The 20,654-nt window shown below is 72.7% G+C and carries 1 protein-coding gene and 1 pseudogene; both read left to right on the forward strand.

All coding sequences use genetic code 11. The features are described from left to right. The first annotated feature begins 242 nt into the window (after nucleotides 1-242). A complete protein-coding gene (locus tag AC3ETA_RS00630; protein ID WP_432190815.1) occupies nucleotides 243-13,940 on the forward strand; it encodes a type I polyketide synthase in 13,698 nt (4,565 codons plus the stop codon). A 168-nt stretch (nucleotides 13,941-14,108) separates the two neighbouring features. Continuing rightward, a pseudogene (locus tag AC3ETA_RS00635) lies at nucleotides 14,109-20,606 on the forward strand (thioester reductase domain-containing protein); the annotation flags it as partial. Nucleotides 20,607-20,654 lie beyond the last annotated feature (48 nt).

Raw genomic sequence — 20,654 nt, forward strand, 5'->3', positions numbered from 1 at the left:
AGGTGCATGTGCGTATGGATGAAATGCACGGCGAGGGTGGAACTACAGCGGAAAAGCTATCCGCAGGCCGGAACCGGCGACTCATCGCGGAGTAACACCCCGTCCGGCATTGCGATGAGAGCGCTCTGATTACCGTGCCGTGATCACGCGTTGGGTGTTCACAAACCCGCCCTCCTTAGAGTCGAACAGGGGTCCAGGAGAGCCGTCCGGGCTCCGAATACGTGAACCGAAGTCTTTGACCAATGCGCCACGCAGCAGGGAAAGGGCAGCTGAAAGTGACGACGAGCGAGCACGACATCCATGGAGAAACCGCCGGGCAGCGCGGTGCGAGCGGCGGCCGGGCCGAGCCCATCGCCGTCGTGGGCATGTCGTGCCGACTCCCTGGGGCCGGCGGTCCGGCCGCGTTCTGGGACATGCTCACGCGCGGCGAGAACGCGATCACCGCTGTGCCGGAGGGACGTTGGGGTCCGGACGGCGGCTCACTCGGCGCCGGCCGGGGCGGGTTCCTGGAGGCCGTCGCCGACTTCGACGCCCCGTTCTTCGGCATCTCCCCGCGCGAGGCGGTGGCGATGGACCCGCAGCAGCGGCTGGTGCTGGAGCTGACCTGGGAGGCGCTGGAGGACGCCGGGGTCGTCCCGGCGACCCTGCGCGGCAGCAGGACCGCCGTCATCGTCGGCACCCTGCGCGACGACTACACCAGCCTGCTGTACCAGCACGGTGCCGAAGCCGTCACGCAGCACACCATGACGGGCGTCAACCGGGGTGTGATCGCGGGCCGCGTCTCGTACCACCTGGGTCTGCACGGCCCGAGCATGATCGTGGACTCCGCCCAGTCCTCCTCCCTGGTCGCCGTCCACCTGGCCTGCGAGAGCATGCGCGCCGGTGAGTCGGACAGCGCCCTCGTGGCCGGCGTCAATCTGAACCTGCTCGCCGAGAACGTCGTCACCGAGTCCCGCTTCGGAGCGCTGTCGCCCGACGGGACCACCTACACCTTCGACGCCCGGGCCAACGGTTTCGTGCCCGGCGAGGGCGGCGGCGCGGTCTTCCTGAAGCCGCTGAGCAGAGCGCAGGCCGACGGGGACCGCATCTACGGCGTCATCCTTTCCAGCGCCGTCAACAACGACGGCGCCACCGACGGTCTCACCGTGCCCAGCGCGCCGGCGCAGGAGGCCGTGCTGCGCGAGGCGTACGAGCGCGCCGCGGTCACCCCGGACGAGGTGCAGTACGTCGAACTGCACGGCACCGGCACGCCGGTCGGCGACCCGCTGGAGGCCGCCGCGCTCGGCGCCGCCCTCGGCACTGCACGCGCGGACCGGGGGCCGCTGAGCGTCGGCTCGGTGAAGACCAACATCGGCCATCTGGAAGGCGCCGCCGGCATCGCCGGCCTGATCAAGACGCTGCTGAGCCTGCACCACCGGCAGCTCCCGGCCAGCCTGAACTTCGAGACTCCGAACCCGCGGATCGACCTGGACGCGCTGGGCCTGGCCGTCCAGCGTGAGCTGACCCGGTGGCCCGACGAGGACCGCCGGCTGGTCGCGGGCGTCAGCTCCTTCGGCATGGGCGGCACCAACGCCCACGTCGTGCTCGGCGAGGCACCCACCGCATCCGCCGAGCCCACCGCACCCGCCGACGGGAAGCCCGCCCAGGCTCCCGCCCTGACGCCGTGCGTCGTCACCGGCCACGACGAGGACGCCCTGCGCGCCCAGGCCGCCACCCTGCGCGCCTTCCTCGCGGACCACCCCGGGCGGCCGGCTCAGGACATCGGGCGGGCGCTCGCCACCACGCGGTCCTTCCTGGCCCACCGGGCGGTCGTCGTCGCGGACGACCGCGAGGCGCTGCTCGCCGGTCTGGACGCGGTCGCAGGCGGGGTCCCCGCCGCCTCCGTCGTCACCGGGGCCGTACGGCCGGGCGGTCCGGCGTTCCTCTTCACCGGTCAGGGCGCCCAACGCACCGGCATGGGGCAGGAGTTGTACGACACCTTCCCCGCCTACGCCGCCGCCTTCGACGAGGCCGCCGCCCATCTCGACCCGCTGCTCGGGCGCCCGCTCGCCGAGATCGTCGCGGACGACGAGGCGCTGCACCAGACGGGCGCCACCCAGCCGGCGCTGTTCGCGGTCGAAGTCGCCCTGTTCCGTCTCCTGGAGAGCTGGGGGCTGCGTCCCGACCGGCTCGCCGGCCACTCCATCGGCGAGCTGGCCGCCGCCCATGTCGCGGGTGTGCTCTCCCTCGCCGACGCCGCGAAGCTGGTGGCCGCCCGCGCCCGGCTGATGCAGGCACTGCCCACCGGCGGCGCCATGATCGCCGTAGAGGCCACCGAGGCCGAGGTGCTGCCGCTGCTCTCGGGGCGCGAGGAGGTGCTCGCCGTCGCCGCGTTCAACGGGCCGAACGCCCTGGTGCTGTCGGGTGACGTGGACGCGGCCACCGAGGTCGCCGACACGTTACGGGCCGCCGGGCACCGGACGAGGCGCCTGACCGTTTCGCACGCCTTCCACTCCCCGCACATGGACGCGATGCTGGAGGAGTTCCGGGCGGTCGCGGCCTCCCTCGACTACGCCGAGCCGGTCCTCACGGTGGTGTCCACCGTCACCGGCGAGCCGGTCACCGCCGGTCAGTTCTCCTCGCCCGACTACTGGGTGGAGCAGGTCCGCCGCCCGGTGCGTTTCCTGGACGCCGTCCACGCCCTGGAGAGCGCCGGCGTGAGCACCTTCCTGGAGCTGGGCCCCGAGGGTGTGCTGTCCGCGCTGACCGAGGAATGCGTCGTGGACGCCGAGGCGATCACCGCCGTTCCGCTGCTGCGCGCCGGCCGGTCCGAGGCGCAGACGGCGCTGACCGCGCTGGCCACCGCGTTCGCCCGCGGCGCCGAGATCGACTGGACGGCGCTGTACGGCGACCGGCCCGCGCGCCACGTCGAGCTGCCCACGTACGCCTTCCAGCGCACCCGCTTCTGGCTGGACGGCGCTCGCAGGGCGGCCGTACCGCTGCCGGGGCCCGTCGCCGAGGCCGCGCCCGATGCCACGGCGACCCCGCGCGGTGAACTGGGCCGCCGCCTGGCCGCGCTCGGCGAGGCGGAACGCGAGAGCGCCGTCGACGACCTGCTCCACGCCCATGTCGCGGCGGTCCTGGAGTACGTGCCGGGACGGCGGGTGCCCGAGCACACCCCGTTCCGGGAACTGGGCTTCAGCTCCCTGATGGCCACCGAGCTGCGCGGCGCGCTCGCCAGGGCCACCGGCCTCAAGCTCCCGGCGGGCCTGCTCTTCGACCACCCGAGCCCGCGCGAACTCGCCGGGTTCCTCAAATCCGAACTGCTCGGCGCGACCGCCCGGATCGAGGTGACGGCCGCCCCGTCCGCCGAGGGCGAGGCCATCGCCATCGTCGGCATGGCCTGCCGGTTCCCGGGCGGGGTGAGCTCGCCGGAGGACCTGTGGCGCCTGGTCGCCGCGGGCGAGGACGCCATCGGCGAGTTCCCGTCGGACCGCGGCTGGCCGGAGGACCTGTACGACCCCGATCCCGACCGGCCCGGCCACAGCGCGGTGCGCCACGGCGGATTCCTGTACGACGCGGGCGGGTTCGACGCCGCGTTCTTCGGGATCTCGCCCCGCGAGGCCCTGGCGATGGACCCGCAGCAGCGCCTGCTCCTGGAGACCGCGTGGGAGAGCGTCGAGCGCGCGGGGATCGACCCCACCCGGCTGCGCGGCACCCGTACCGGTGTCTTCGTCGGCGCGACCGGCCTGGAGTACGGGCCGCGCATGGACGACGCCCCCGAGGCGGTCCAGGGCAGTGTGCTGACCGGTACCACCGCGAGCGTGATGTCCGGCCGGATCGCCTACCAGCTCGGCCTGGTGGGCCCGGCCGTCACGGTCGACACGGCCTGCTCCTCGTCGCTGGTCGCCCTGCACCAGGCCGTCCGCTCCCTGCGTGCGGGCGAGACCGACCTCGCGCTCGCGGGCGGCGTGACCGTCATGTCCTCCCCGGGCATGTTCGTGGAGTTCTCCCGCCAGCGCGGTCTGGCGCCCGACGGCCGCTGCAAGCCGTTCTCCGACGACGCGGACGGCGCCGGCTGGTCCGAGGGGGTCGGGCTGCTCCTGGTGGAGCGGCTGTCCGACGCGCGGCGCAACGGGCATCAGGTCCTCGCCGTCGTCCGCGGCACCGCCGTCAACCAGGACGGCGCCAGCAACGGTCTGACGGCGCCCAACGGCCCGTCGCAACAGCGCGTCATCCGGCAGGCGCTGGCCGACTCCGGGCTGAGCGCGGCGGACGTGGACGCCGTCGAGGCGCACGGCACCGGCACGCGCCTCGGTGACCCCATCGAGGCGGAGGCCATCCAGGTCGCCTACGGCTCGGAACGCGACTCCGGCCGTCCCCTTCACCTCGGTTCGCTGAAGTCCAACATCGGTCACGCGCAGGCGGCGGCCGGTGTCGGCGGCGTCATCAAGATGGTCCAGGCGATGCGGCACGGTCTGCTGCCGAGGACGCTGCACGCGGACCGGCCGAGTAGCCATGTCGACTGGTCCGAGGGCACCGTAGCGCTGCTGACCGAGGCCCGCGACTGGCCCGGGACCGAGGGACGGCCGCGCCGGGCGGGCGTCTCCTCCTTCGGCATCAGCGGCACCAACGCCCACGTCATAGTCGAGGAGGCCCCGCAGGCCGCAGCCGCGCCCACCGGCGCCTCATCCGCTCCGGACGTAGTCATTCCGGCCGGCCCCGTGCCCTTCGTGCTCTCGGCCCGTGACCGGGGCGCGCTCCGCGCGCAGGCCGCGCGCCTTGCCAGGTACGTCACGGACACCGAGACCGCACCCGCGGACCTCGGTTTCTCACTGGCGACAACCCGCGCCGCATTCGAGCACCGCGCCGTCGTTCTCGCCTCCGGAACCGACGACCTGCTCCTCGGACTCAACGCCCTCGCCGAGGGAACCAAGGCAGGCAACCTCGTCACCGGAGAGGCCGCTCCAGGACGCCGTACCGCCTTCCTGTTCACCGGCCAGGGCGCCCAGCGCATCGGCATGGGCCGCGAACTGTACACATCCCACCCCGTGTTCGCCGCCGCCCTCGACGAGGTCTTCACGGCCTTCGACAGACTGCTCGAAGTGCCCCTGCGCGACGTCCTGTTCGCCGACGAAGCCGACAACGCACTGATCGACCAGACCCAGTACACCCAACCCGCCCTGTTCGCCGTCGAGGTAGCCCTCTCCCACCTCCTGCAGACCTGGGGCATCACCCCCGACCACCTCGCCGGCCACTCCATCGGCGAACTCACCGCCGCCCACATCGCCGGCGTCTTCACCCTCGAAGACGCAGCCAAACTCGTCACCACCCGCGCACGCCTCATGCAGTCCGCACCCCCCGGCGGCGCCATGATCGCCATCGAAGGCACCGAAGACGAAATCACCGCCTCCCTCACCGGACACGAAACAACCGTGTCCATCGCCGCCATCAACACCACCACCTCAGTCGTCATCTCCGGCGACACCCACCAGGTCGAGGAAATCGCCCAGCACTGGAAATCGGCAGGCCGCCGCACCCACCGCCTCACCGTCTCCCACGCCTTCCACTCCCCCCACATGGACAGCATCCTCGACACCTTCCACGACACCGCGGCCACCATCACCTACCACCCACCCCGCATCCCCCTCATCTCCACCCTCACCGGCCAACCCGCCACCACCGAACAACTCACCTCACCCCGCTACTGGACCGACCAGATCCGCGGCACCGTCCGCTTCACCGACGCCATCCAACAACTCACCGAACAAGGCGCCCACACCCTCATCGAAATCGGACCCGACGCCGTACTCACCGCCCTCACCCGACAAACCCTGGAGGACGAACCGTCGGTTACCGCCGTGCCGTTGCTGCGCGCCGGGCACCCCGAGGCGCAGACCGTCGCCGCCGGGGCGGCCGCAGCGTACGTGCAGGGCGCTCCGCTCGACGTCGCGTCCTTCTTCCCCGGCGCCCACCGCACCGACCTGCCGGTCTACGCCTTCCAGCACACCCATCTGTGGCTCGACGCCGCCCCGCGCACCGACGCCCGCAGCCTCGGCCTCGACCCCGCCGGGCATCCGCTGCTGAGCACGGCGGTGGAGTTCGCCGAGCGGGCGGACGCGCTGTTCACCAGCCGTATCTCGCGCGCCGGGCAGCCATGGCTGGCCGACCACACCATCGCCGGTACGGTCATCGCGCCGGGCACGCTGTTCCTCGAACTCGCCGTCGCCGCGGGCGAGTACGTCGGCGTCCCGCAGGTGGCGGAGCTGATGATGGAGGCGCCGCTGCCGCTTCCGGAGCGGGACGCCGTCCGCGTGCAGGTGGCGGTGGGCGCCCCGGACGCGGACGGGCACCGGCAGTTCACCCTGCACGCCCGCCCGGACGGCGACGACCACGCCCCGGCGTGGACCCGGCACGCCACGGGCGTCCTGGCCCCCGCGGCCGCCGTGCCGCCCGTGGACGACGATCTCGCCGTGTGGCCCCCGGCCGGCGCCGAGGAGGACGTCCTGGACGGCGTCCACGACCGGCTGGCCGCTCTGGGATACGCGTACGGTCCCGCGTTCCAAGGCCTTCGCCGCGTCTGGCGGCGCGGTGAGGAAGTATTCGCGGAGGTGCGCCTGCCCGAGACGCCGGCCGAGTCCGCGGACGCCTTCCGGCTGCATCCGGCGCTGCTCGACGCGGTGTTGCACCCGCTGGTCCTGGACGCGGGCGCCGACAGCGATCCGGCGGACATCCGGCTGCCGTTCAGCTGGAACGCCGTCGCCCTGCACGCCGTGGGCGCCTCGGAGGTACGCGCGCGCATCTCACCCACCGGTTCCGGTCGGGCCGCCATCACCGTCGCCGACCCCACCGGCTCCCCCGTGGCCGCCCTGGAACTGGCCTTGCGCCCGGTGCCCAAGGAGCGCCTCGCGGTGGCGGCGGGCGAGGCCGGGGGTTCCCTGTTCACCGTGGAGTGGACGGAGCTGCCGCCGGCCGCGGCGGGCGCCGTCCCGACCTGGTCCGAGGCCCATGACTCGTTCGACTCCGTACCGGCGGACGACATCGTGGTCGTGCGGGTGCCGGGCGACACGGACGGCGCGGGTGCCCCGGCGCCGGCCGCCCGCCGGGTGCTGCGCCTGGTGCGGGAGTGGCTGGCCGAGGAGCGGTTCGCCGGTTCCCGGCTGGCCGTGGTGACGCGGCGGGCCGTCGCGGCACGCTCCGGCGACGACGTGGACCTCGCCGGCTCCTCGGTCTGGGGGCTGGTCCGCTCGGCCCAGTCCGAGCACCCGGACCGGATACTGCTGATCGACGTCGACGACGACGCCGACTTCGGCGGCGCGGACGACGCCGCTGCCGGGTCCCTGCTGTCCGCCGCGACAGCCGTCGACGAACCGCAGATCGCCGTGCGCGACGGCCGGCTGCTCGTGCCCCGGCTCGCGCGCGCCGCGCACGTCGGCGGGGCGCCCGAGCGCCGCCTCGACACCGACGGCACGGTCCTCATCACCGGTGGAACGGGCGGTCTCGGCGCGTTGTTCGCCCGCCATCTGGTGGCCGAGCACGGGGTACGTCACCTGCTGCTGGCCGGCCGCCGCGGCCTCGGCGCGCCCGGCGCCGCCGAACTGAGCGCGGAACTCGAAGGGCTCGGCGCGCAGGTGACGGTGGCCGCGGCCGACGTCGGCGACCGGGATGCCGTAGCGGATCTCATCGCCTCGGTCCCCGCCGCTCACCCGCTGACCGCGGTGGTGCACGCCGCCGGCGTGCTGGACGACGCGACCGTGCAGTCGCTGACGGAGAAGCAGCTGGACGCCGTACTGCGGCCGAAGGCGGAGGCCGCCCGGCACCTGCACGAGCTGACCCGCGATGTGGACCTGACGGCCTTCGTGCTGTTCTCCTCGGTGTCCGGTCTCACCGGCACCGCGGGCCAGGCCAACTACGCGGCGGCCAACACCTTCCTGGACGGTCTCGCCCAGCACCGCTCCGCCCTCGGCCTGCCCGCCACCTCGCTGGCGTGGGGACTGTGGGACGGCTCGGCCGGCATGGGCGCGACCCTCACCGAGGCGGACATCGCCCGCTGGGCGCGGCTCGGCATGACGCCCCTCACCCCGCGGCAGGGCCTGGCCCTGTTCGACCAGGCGCTGGCGGCCGGCGAACCGCTGTTGGCGCCGGTGGCACTGGACACGGGACGTGCGGCGGCCGGGGACGGACCGGTCCCGGCGCTCTACCGCGGCCTGGTGCGCACGCGCCCGCGCCGCGCCGCGCAGACCGGCACGGCCGGCAGCGGGTCCGGCTGGGCGGGGCAGACCGCCCGGCTGCCGGAGGCGCGACGCCGCGACGCGGTCCTGGCTCTGGTGCGTACGACGGTCGCCTCGGTGCTCGGTCACTCCGGTGCCGGAGCCGTGGACCCGGATCGCGCCTTCAAGGACATCGGCTTCGACTCGATGGCCGGCGTGGACCTGCGCAACCGGCTCTCGACGGCCACCGGCCTGCGGCTGCCCAGCACGGCGGTCTTCGACCACCCGACTCCGGCGGCGCTCGCCGCCTACCTGCTGACCAAGGTGGCACCGGCCGAGGCGCCCAGGACCGGCCCCGGCCGCGCCGCCGCGCGAACCGACGAGCCGATCGCGATCGTGGGCATGGCGTGCCGCTATCCCGGCGGGGTCTCCTCCCCCGAGGACCTGTGGAACCTCGTCGCCAACGGCACCGACGCCATCAGCCAGTTCCCCTCCAACCGAGGCTGGGACCTGGAGAACCTCTACGACCCGGACCCCGACCACACCGGCACCTCGTACACCCGCCAAGGCGGCTTCCTCCACGAAGCCGACCAGTTCGACCCCGAGTTCTTCGGCATGTCCCCACGCGAAGCCACCGCCACCGACCCACAGCAGCGCCTGCTGCTGGAAACCGCGTGGGAGACCTTCGAGAGCGCGGGCATCGACCCGGCCACCCTGCGCGGCAGCAACACGGGTGTGTTCACCGGCGCCATGTACGACGACTACGCGTCGCGTCTGGAAGCCACGCCGGAGGAGTTCGAGGGCTTCCTGCTCGCGGGCAACCTCTCCAGCGTGCTGTCCGGCCGCCTGTCGTACACATACGGTCTGGAGGGCCCGGCGATCACGGTCGACACGGCCTGCTCGTCCTCGCTGGTCGCGATGCACATGGCCGCCAGCGCCCTGCGCAACGGCGAGTGCGACCTCGCCCTCGCCGGTGGCGTCACCGTCATGAACAGCCCGCACACCTTCGTGGAGTTCTCGCGGCAGCGCGGTCTGTCGGAGGACGGCCGCTGCAAGTCCTTCTCCGACGACGCGGACGGCACCGGCTGGTCCGAAGGCGTCGGTCTGCTCGTGGTGGAGCGGCTGTCGGACGCCGTCAGGAACGGCCACCGTGTGCTCGCCGTCGTCCGCGGCACCGCCGTCAACCAGGACGGCGCCAGCAACGGACTCACCGCCCCCAACGGCCCCGCCCAGGAGCGGGTGATCCGCGCCGCCCTGGCGAACGCCGGACTCACCCCCGCCGACGTGGACGCCGTCGAGGCCCACGGCACCGGCACCCGCCTCGGCGACCCCATCGAAGCCCAGGCACTGCTCGCCACCTACGGCCAGGACCGCCCCAGCGACACCCCCCTCCACCTCGGCTCCCTCAAGTCCAACATCGGCCACGCGCAGGCCGCAGCCGGCGTCGGCGGCGTCATCAAGATGATCGAGGCCATGCGCCACGGCGTCCTGCCCAAGACCCTCCACGCCGACAAACCCTCCAGCCACATCGACTGGGAGACAGGGGCGTTGTCCCTGCTGACCGAGGCCCGTGAGTGGCCGGAGACCGAGGGACGGCCGCGCCGGGCTGGCATCTCGTCCTTCGGCATCAGCGGCACCAACGCCCACGTCCTGATCGAGGAACCCCCGGCCTCGCCCGAGCCCGCCGCCCGGCCGGACGCCCCCTCCGGCGCGGTGCCGTGGATCGTCACCGGCAAGGACGAGAAGGCGGTGCGCGACCAGGCCGAACGGCTGTACCGGTTCGTCGAGTCGAAGCCGGACCTGGCGGCGGCCGATGTCGCCTACTCGCTGGCCACCGGTCGCGCACTGCTCGACCGGGGCGCCGTCGTCCTGGGCGAGAGCCGTGCGGACCTGCTCAAGAACCTGGCCGCGCTGGCCGGTTCGGCCGACGGCGAGAAGGTCCCGTCGGTCGTCGGCACCCCCACCGCACGGACCGGCAGGATCGCCTTCCTGCTCACCGGCCAGGGCGCGCAGCGTCTCGGCATGGGCCGCGAACTGTACGAGAGCAGCGCCGTGTTCCGTGCGGCCCTGGACGAGGTCTGCGCGCACCTGGACCCGCTGCTGGTGCGTCCCGTCAAGTGGGTGCTGTTCGCTCCGGACAGGTCCGCCGACGCCACGCTGATCGACCAGACGGCGTTCACCCAGGCCGCGCTGTTCGCGGTCGAGGTCGCCCTGTTCCGGCTCTTCGCCCACTACGGAGTACGTCCGGACTATCTGCTCGGCCACTCCCTCGGCGAGGTCACCGCGGCGCACGTGGCCGGGGTCCTCGACCTCGCCGAGGCGTGCGTCCTGGTCGCCGAACGCGGACGCCTGATGCAGGCGGCCCGCGAGGGCGGCGCGATGGCCTCGATCCAGGCCGCGGAGGACGACGTGCGCGAGTCCCTGCTCCCTTACGGCGAGCGGCGCGTCGCCGTCGCGGGCGTCAACGGGCCGCGCGCCACGGTGATCTCCGGTGACGAGGACGCCGTCGAGGAGATCATGGCGTCCTGGCGGGCGCAGGGCACATCGGTGAAGCGCCTGTCCGTCTCGCACGCCTTCCACTCCCCGCACATGGAGGAGATCCTCGACGAGTTCCGGGAAATCGTGTCGGAGCTGCACCTCAAGGCTCCCGAGATCCCCATCGTCTCGAACGTCACCGGTGTCCTCGCCACCGACGAGGAACTCACCTCCGCCGACTACTGGGTCCGGCACATCCGCGGCACCGTCCGGTTCCACGACGGGGTGCGGTACCTGGAGTCCGAGGGCGTCTCCGACTTCCTGGAGCTGGGGCCGGACGGGGTGCTGACGGCGCTCGCCGGGGCCTGCCTGTCGGAGCCGGCCGGGGTTCTCGTGCCGGCGCTGCGGCGCGGCCGGCCCGAGTGGGAGACCGTCGCGTCGACGCTGGCCCTGCTGCGGCTGCGCGGTGCCACGCCCGACTGGACCAGGGTCTTTCCCAGTGCCCGGAGCGTCGAGCTGCCGACCTACGCCTTCCAGCACGAGCGGTACTGGCTGGACGGCCCCGACACCCCGCTCGACGCGAAGGGCCTCGGACTGAGCCCGGCCCAGCACCCGCTGCTGGGCGCGGCGGTGGGCCTGGCCGACCGGGACTCCCATGTGTTCACCGGTTCGGTGTCGCTGCGCACGCACGGCTGGCTGGCCGAGCACGCCGTCAACGACACGGTCCTGATGCCGGGTACCGCCCTGGTCGAGCTGGCCGTGCGCGCCGGTGAGCAGGTCGGCGCCGGACTGCTCGCCGAACTCCTGCTGTCCGCTCCGCTGGTGCTGCCGGAGCGTGGTGGTGTGCAGCTGCAGGTGGTCGTCGGAGAGCCGGAGGACGGTGGCCGGCGCACGGTCGAGATCTACTCCCGGCCGGAGCAGGGCACGCAGGCCAGTGAGGGACCGTGGACGCTGAACGCACGGGGCACGCTCGCCCCGGCCGAGGCGGCCGACGGTGAACCGCTGACCGTGTGGCCTCCGGCCGGTGCGCGGGAGGCGTCCCTGGACGGCGCCTACGAGCGTCTGGACAAGCTCGGCTACGCCTACGGACCGGCATTCCGGGGACTGAAGCGGGCCTGGCACGGCGACGGTGAGATCTTCGCCGAGGTCGTCCTGCCCGACGGCCCGAACACCGACGCCGGACGCTATCTGCTGCACCCCGCCCTGCTCGACGCCGCCCTGCACACCCTGCTGCCCGGAGTCGTGAGCGAGGCGGGTCAGCCCCGGCTTCCGTTCGCCTGGTCGGGGGTCACGGTCCACGCGGTGGGCGCCGGCGCGCTGCGCGTCCGGCTCACGGTCGCCGATCAGGGGGCGGAGACGCTGGAGGCCTCGCTGACGGTGGCGGATGCGGCGGGTGCACCGGTCGCGACCGTGGAGTCTCTGTCACTGCGCCCGCTGTCGAAGGACGCCCTCCGCGCCGCGACAACCACCACCGACGGCCTCTACACCGTCCACTGGAAACCCATCCCCACACCCACACCGGAGACACCTGCCGACAGCGGCGCGAGCGAGGTCCTCGACATCATCTCCGGCGGCCGCAACCCACGCGAAGTCACCCGCGACACCCTCCACGCCGTCCAGGAATTCCTCACCGACGACACCAAGCACAACACCACCCTGATCGTCGTCACCCACGGAGCCATAGCCGTCGGCAACGAAGACATCACCGACCTCCCCGCCGCCGCCGTCACCGGACTCATCCGCACCGCCCAGACCGAGAACCCCGGCCGCATCATCCTCGCCGACACCCCCACCGACACCACCCTCGACCCCGCCACCCTCCTCGCCACCGGCGAACCCCAACTCGCCTGGCGCAACAACACACTCCACACCCCCCACCTCACCCCCCACACCCCCCACACCCACAGCACAGACAGCACAGGCAGCACAGACAGCACTCAGCCCCGCTGGGACCAGGGCACCACCCTCATCACCGGCGCCACCGGCACCCTCGGCACCCTCATCGCCCGCCACCTCGTCACCCACCACAACGCCAAACACCTCCTCCTCGTCTCACGCACCGGCAACCAAGCACCCGGCGCCACCCAACTCACCACCGAACTCACCCAACTCGGCGCCCACACCGTCACCATCACCGCCTGCGACGTCACCGACAAAAACGCCCTCACCCACCTCCTCGACACCATCCCCACCGAACACCCCCTCACCGCCGTCATCCACACCGCCGGCGTCCTCGACGACACCATCACCACCGACCTCACCCCCCAACGCCTCGACACCGTCCTCCAACCCAAAATCGACGCCGCCTGGCACCTCCACCAACTCACCCAACACCTCAACCTCACCGCCTTCGTCCTCTACTCCTCCATCGCCGGACTCATCGGCAACGCCGGCCAAGCCAACTACGCCGCCGCCAACACCTACCTCGACGCCCTCGCCCACCACCGCACCGCACACAACCTCCCCGCCACCTCCCTCGCCTGGGGCCTCTGGCAACAAACCAGCACCATCAGCAGCGAACTCCACGACACCGACCTCCACCGCATCAAACGCCTCGGCCTCCTCCCCCTCACCACCCCCCAAGCCCTCACCCTCTTCGACACCGCCACCCACACCACCACCCCCCTCCTCGCCGCCACCCACCTCGACCCCACAACCCTGCGTGACGCGGGCGACTCCGTATCACCGCTGCTACGGGACCTGGCCCCGGCCGCCCGTCGCCGCTCGGCGGCCTCGGCATCCGGCCAGAACTCCGGCCCCTCGCTGGCGCAGCGCCTCGGGGAACTGTCCGAAGAGGAGCGGGCGCAGGCGCTCATCGATCTCGTCCGCGCCCAGGTCGCCGCAGTCCTCGGCCACTCCGACCCCGCCACCATCGGCGCCGAACGCGCCTTCCAGGACCTCGGATTCGACTCCCTCACCGCCGTCGAACTCCGCAACCAGCTCAACAACACCACCGGCCTACGCCTCCCCACCACCCTCGTCTTCGACCACCCCAACCCCACCGCCCTCGCACTACACCTGCGGGATCGGATCAAGGTGGAGAAGGTGTCGCCTGCCGACACGGTCATCAAGGAGCTGGGCCGTCTCAAGGCGGTCATCAGGTCGGCCTCCGCCGATCCGGCCGGTTACGAGAGTCTCGCCGAGCAGTTGCGAGAGCTGCTGGTCGTGGCGGACGAGGCGAGCGGCAGGGCGCCGGACGACGCCGGGCCGGACGACAGCGATCTGGACGCCGCGAGCGACGCGGAGTTGTTCGCGCTGATCGACGAACTGGACTGAGCTGCGGAACTCGCCTCCCTGGTGCCGCCGAAGGGCCGGCTCCGGGGAGGCGAACGGGCGCGCGGCGCCGCGCCTGACACCACCGACTTTTCTTCACCGTACGAGCCACATCATTTCGGGGAGCTGACAGCAGTGGCGAACGAGCAGGAACTGCGTGACTACCTCAAGAAGGCGATAGCCGACGCACGCGATGCGCGCAGGCGTTTGCGTGAGGTGGAGGACAAGGCGCAGGAGCCGATCGCGATCGTGGGCATGGCGTGCCGCTACCCGGGCGGGGTGTCGTCTCCGGAGGACCTGTGGAAACTCGTGGCGAGCGGCACCGACGCCATCAGTCAGTTCCCGTCCAACCGGGGCTGGGACCTGGAGAACCTGTACGACTCCGACCCGGACCACACGGGGACCTCGTACACCCGTGAGGGCGGCTTCCTGCACGAGGCCGACCTGTTCGACCCCGAGTTCTTCGGGATGTCGCCGCGTGAGGCCACTGCGATCGACCCGCAGCAGCGCCTGCTGCTGGAGACCGCGTGGGAGGCGATGGAGAGCGCCGGTGTCGTCCCGGCCACCCTGCGGGGCAGCCGCACCGGTGTCTTCACCGGCGTGATGTACAACGACTACGGCTCTCGTCCCGACCTGCCCGCCGACGGCAACGAGGGCTATCTGTTCAGCGGTAGCGCGGGCAGTGTGGCGTCGGGCCGTATGTCGTACACCTTCGGGTTCGAGGGTCCCGCCGTCACGGTCGACACGGCCTGCTCCTCGTCGCTGGTCGCGCTCCACATGGCCGCCAGCGCCCTGCGCAACGGCGAGTGCGATCTCGCCCTCGCCGGCGGTGCGGCTGTCATGTCGACGCCGACGGCGTTCATCGAGTTCTCGCGGCTGCGCGGTCTGTCGCTGGACGGCCGTTGCAGGTCGTTCTCCGACGACGCGGACGGCACCGGCTGGTCCGAGGGCGTCGGTCTGCTGGTGGTGGAGCGGCTGTCGGACGCCGTCAGGAACGGCCACCGTGTGTTCGCCGTCGTCCGCGGCACAGCCGTCAACCAGGACGGCGCCAGCAACGGACTCACCGCCCCCAACGGCCCCGCCCAGGAGCGGGTGATCCGTGCCGCCCTGGCGAACGCCGGACTCACCCCCGCCGACGTGGACGCCGTCGAGGCGCACGGCACCGGCACCCGCCTCGGCGACCCCATCGAAGCCCAGGCACTGCTCGCCACTTACGGCCAAGCCCGTCCCGACGGTGCCCCGCTCTATCTCGGCTCCCTCAAGTCCAACATCGGCCACGCGCAGGCCGCAGCCGGCGTCGGCGGCGTCATCAAGATGATCGAGGCCATGCGCCACGGCGTCCTGCCCAAGACCCTCCACGCCGACAAGCCCTCCAGCCACATCGACTGGGACGCGGGCACGGTGGAACTGCTGACCCGGGCGCGGGACTGGCCCGAGACCGAGGGACGGCCGCGCCGGGCGGGCGTCTCGTCCTTCGGTTTCGGGGGGACCAACGCCCATGTGGTCATCGAGGAACCCCCGGTCGCGGAGGAGAAGGGCGGGGAGGACGGCGAGGAGCACGGCGAAGAGAACGGTTCCGGGACATCCGCCTCCGTCCCCGTCGTCCCGTGGGTCCTCTCCGGCAAGACCAAGCAGGCCGTCCGCGACCAGGCCACCCGACTACTGACCTACGTCGAACAGCACCCCGACCAGCCCCTCACCGACATCGCCCATACCCTCGCCACCGAACGCGCCGCCTTCGACCACCGCGCCGTCATCACCGGCACCAGCACCGACGACCTGCTCCTCGGACTCAACGCCCTCGCCGAGGGAACCAAGGCAGGCAACCTCGTCACCGGAGAGGCCGCTCCAGGACGCCGTACCGCCTTCCTGTTCACCGGCCAAGGCGCCCAGCGCATCGGCATGGGCCAGACCCTCTACGACGCCTTCCCCGCCTACGCCGAAGCCTTCGACCAGGTCACCGCCGCACTCGACCCACACCTCCCCCACCCCCTCCACGACGTCATCCGCGAAGGAACCCACCTCGACGACACCCAGTACACCCAACCCGCCCTGTTCGCCGTCGAGGTAGCCCTCTCCCACCTCCTGCAAACCTGGGGCATCACCCCCGACCACCTCGCCGGCCACTCCATCGGCGAACTCACCGCCGCCCACATCGCCGGCGTCTTCACCCTCGAAGACGCAGCCAAACTCGTCACCGCCCGCGCACGCCTCATGCAGTCCGCAACCCCCGGCGGCGCCATGGCCGCCGTACAGGCCGACGAGGAGGAAGTCGCCAAAGCGATCGCCGCCGAGGACGGCGCGATCGCCGTCGCCGCCCTGAACTCGCCGACTTCCACCGTCATTTCAGGCGACGTCCAGATAGTCGACCGCCAGGTCGCCCTGTGGCGTGAGCGCGGGCGCAGGGCAACCCGCCTCACCGTCTCCCACGCCTTCCACTCCCCCCACATGGACGGCATCCTCGACGCTTTCCAGGAGATCGCGGCCACCGTCACCTACCACCCGCCCCGCATCCCGCTCGTCTCCACCCTCACCGGCGAACTCGCCACCACCGAACAGCTCACCTCCGCCCACTACTGGACCCAGCAGATACGCGGCGCCGTCCGCTTCTCCGACGCGGTCACCACGCTTCACGGCTCCGGGACCACCAACTACGTCGAAATCGGCCCCGACAGCGTCCTGACCACGCTCGCTCGTAACACCCTCGACGAAGCCGTCACAGCCGCCCCGCTGCGGCGGGACCACGACGAGGCGGAAACCCTCGTCCAGGCCGTCGGCGCCCTGCACGCCCATGGCGTGCGCGTGGACTGGGCGCGGCTCTTCGCCGGCAGCGGAACGGACACCAGCACCGGAAGCGACACCAGCGCCGGCACCCTCCGGGCCGCCATCCCACCCCTGCCGACCTACGCCTTCCAGCACCAGTACTACTGGATCAAGTCCGCTGCCGGTGCCTCGGACGCCGCCGGTCTCGGCCTGGAACTCGGCGGTCACCCCGTCTTCGGGGCCAGGGTGGAACGCGCGGACGGTACGGGCGTGCTGCTCACCGGCCGGGTCTCGGCGCGCAGCCACCCGTGGCCGGCCCGGCACCCGCTGCACGGCGCGCCCGCGGTGCTGCCGGAGGCCCTGGTGGACGCCCTGGTGCGGGTCGGGGACGAACTGGGCGCGAGTGCCGTTCAGTCGCTGGTCCTGCACACCCCGCCGGCTCTGCCCGAGGACGGGCGCCTGGTGCTCCAGTTGTCCGTCGAGGAGCCGGGCGCCACTCCGGATCGGTCCTTCACGCTGCACGCCCGGCCCGAGGGCGCTGACCTGCCGTGGACGCTGTGGGCGACGGGGCGGCTCGCTCCCGGCCTCGCCAGGGCGCCCTTCGGTCCGGTCACGTGGCCGCCCGCCGAGGCGACCGCCGTCCCCTTGGGCGAGCGCGACGCGGCACGCGGCATCACCGGCGTGTGGCGGCTCGGTGACGAGGTGTTCGCCGACGTCGTCCTGGACGAGGCGCTGCACGGTGAGGCCGCGGACTTCGGCCTGCACCCGGCGCTGCTGAACTCGGCGCTGCGCGCCGCCGGGACCGGTGCGGACGCGGCACAGGACGAGGGAACGCTCGCCGTCGAGTGGAGCGGCTTCCAGTTGTTCGCGACGGGTGCCACCGCGGTGCGCGCCCATGTGGTCCGGGCGGGCGAGGACACGGTCGCCGTGCGGCTCGCCGACCGCGCCGGCCAGGCCGTGGCCGTCGCGCGAGGGGTCACGTCCCGACCGCTGGACGCCGGCCTGGTGCGCGACGCCCTGGTCCGGGACGCCGACAACCTGTTCGTCGTGGACTGGCGGACGACCGCGCTGCCCGCCCCCGACGAGTCGCCCGCATTCGCCTTCCTCGGTGCGAACGGCAGCGGTACCACCCTCGACGAGGCCGCCGCGCTCGCGGAGCGCGGCGAGATCGACGCGGTCGTGTTCCGCGAGCCCGGCCCGGACGGGCCGGTGGGCGACGTTGTGCCCGCCCTGCACGCGCGCACCCGTGCCCTGCTCGACCTGGTCCGGCGGTGGATGGCCGAAGACGGTGCCGGGACCGTTCCGCTGGTCGTGGTGAGCAGGAACGCGGTGGCCACCGGCGGTGAGCCGGCGGTCGATCCGGTGGGCGCGGCCGTCTGGGGTCTGCTGCGCTCGGCGCAGTCGGAGTCGCCGGGCCGGGTGGTCCTGGTGGACGTGGACAGCGACGACGCCGGCGCCCTCGCGGATCCGCTGTCCCGCGCGGTCGCCTCCGGTGCGGCGCAGGCCGCGATCCGCGGCGGTCAGGTCCTGCTGCCCGGCGTGGCGCGCGCCCCGCGGCCCGTGGACGGCACGGCTCGTTCCGGCTCCTGGAATCCCGACGGCACGGTGCTCGTCACCGGTGGCACCGGAAGCCTGGGCGCGCTGTTCGCCCGTCATCTGGCACGCGAGCACGGTGTACGGCACCTGTTGCTGGTCAGCCGCCGGGGCCCGGACGCGCCGGGCGCCGAGGCGCTGCGGGCGGAACTGGCCGGGCTGGGAACCGCCAGCACGATCGTCGCCGCCGACGCCGCGGACCCGGCCGCGCTGGCCGGCGTTCTCGACGCGGTGCCCGCCGGGCTGCCGCTGACGGGCGTCGTGCACCTCGCCGGCGTCATCGACGACGGCCTGGTCGCCGATCTGACCCCGGAGCGCCTGGACGCCGTCCTCGCGCCCAAGGCGGACACGGCCTGGTACCTGCATGAGCTGACCCGGAACCTGGATCTGTCCGCGTTCGTCCTGTTCTCGTCCATCGCGGGTGTGATCGGCGGCGCCGGTCAGGGCAACTACGCTGCCGCCAACGCCTTCCTGGACGGCCTGGCCGCGCTGCGCGCGGCGGAGGGGCTGCCCGCCACCTCGGTGGCCTGGGGTCTGTGGGCCCAGCCGTCCGGCATCACCGGCGACCTCGACGAGGCGGACATCGCCCGCATCACCCGGGCCGGCTTCGGGGCGATCACCGTGGACCAGGGCCCTCGTCTGCTGGACCGCGTCCTGGCCCTGCCCCATCCCGCGCCGGTCGTCACCCCGCTGGACGTCGCCGCGATGCGTGAGCGTCCCGCTCAGGTGCCCGCACTGCTCGCGTCCTTGGTGCGCAGGCCGGTGCGGCGCGTCGCCAACAACTCCGGTCGCACCGTGGGTGAGCTGGCGCAGCGGCTGACCGGCGCCGACGCGTCCACGCAGCTCGCCCTCGTCCTGGAGGCGGTGCTGGAGGGGGCGGCGGCGGTCCTCGGGCACGGCGACCCGTCGTCCTTCGGGAGCGAACAGCCCTTCACGGGGCTCGGGTTCGACTCGCTGACGTCGGTGGAGCTGCGCAACCGCCTCGCCGCCGAGCTGGGTCTGCGGCTGCCCGCCACGCTGGTCTTCGACCATCCGACGCCCCGGAGGCTGGCGGAGTTCCTGCGGGACGCTCTGGTGGGCGGGCCGGACGGCGACGAGGGCGGGACCGCGGCGGCCGACCCGGCACGGGAGTACGCGGCGGAGATCGTGCTGGACGAGGCGATCCGGCCCGCCGACGAGGTGCTGCACCAGGTCGAGGACCCGGCGGAGGTCTTCCTGACCGGCGCGACCGGGTTCCTCGGCGCGTTCCTGCTGCGCGACCTGCTGCGGGGGACTCGGGCCACGCTGCACTGCCTGGTCCGTGCCCGGGACGCGGCGGACGGGCTGCGGCGGCTGCGGGAGAACCTGGAGTACTACCGCGTGTGGGACGAGGTGGACCCGGCCCGCCTGGAGATCGTCGTCGGGGACCTCGCAGAGCCGCTTTTCGGGCTGAGCGAGGAGGAGTTCGACGACCTCGCCCGCCGGGTCGACGTGGTCTACCACGGCGGCGCGAAGGTCCACTGGCTGCACCCGTTCAGCTCGCTCAAGGCGGCCAACGTGGGCGGCACGCGGGAGGTCCTGCGGCTCGCCGCGCGCCACCGCACCGTCCCGGTCCACTACCTGTCCACGACCGGGGTCTTCGCCACCGACCGGGCGGAGAACAGCCCGCTGAGGGCGGACGATCCCACCGGCCCCGCCGAGGCGCTGCCCAGCGGCTATCTGCGCAGCAAGTGGGTGGCCGAGCAGGTCGTCGGCATCGCTCGCGACAGGGGGCTGCCGGTGTCGGTGTACCGCGTGGACGTCGTCTCCGGCGACCAGGTCAACGGGGCCTGCCAGATGCGTGACTTCGTCTGGCTGAGCCTGCGCGGTCTGATCCAGGCGGGCGCGTACCCGGCCGGGCTGGCCGCCGCGGTCCCCCTGACCCCGGTGGACTACGTCAGCTCGGCCGTGGTCGCCCTGTCCACGTCGGCCGGGACCGGTTCGGGCACCTTCCATCTCTACAACCAGAGTCACATGACGTTCGCCGACTTCATTACCGAGTTGAGGGCGACGGGTTACCCGCTGAAGGAAGTCGAGTGGGACGCGTGGAGCACACTCGTGAGGTCGGACCCCGACAACGTCATGCTTCCGCTGCTGGAAGCGTTCGAGATGATGGCGAAGAGCGAGGGCACCTTCTATCCACCCGTGGACACGAGCGTGGCCGAACTGGCCCTGGCGGGCCCGGGAGTTGAGTGCCCCGAGATGGAGCCGGAGCTGTTCCGGCGGTACGTCGCCTTCTTCCGGGAGGCCGGTTTCCTTCCGCCGGTGAACGAGGACGCGCGGCCCGCTGCCTGACCCTCCCACCCCCACAGACGACGAACGGCCGCGTCCGCCTCTCCGCGA

The organism is Streptomyces sp. bgisy027, assembly GCF_057710365.1.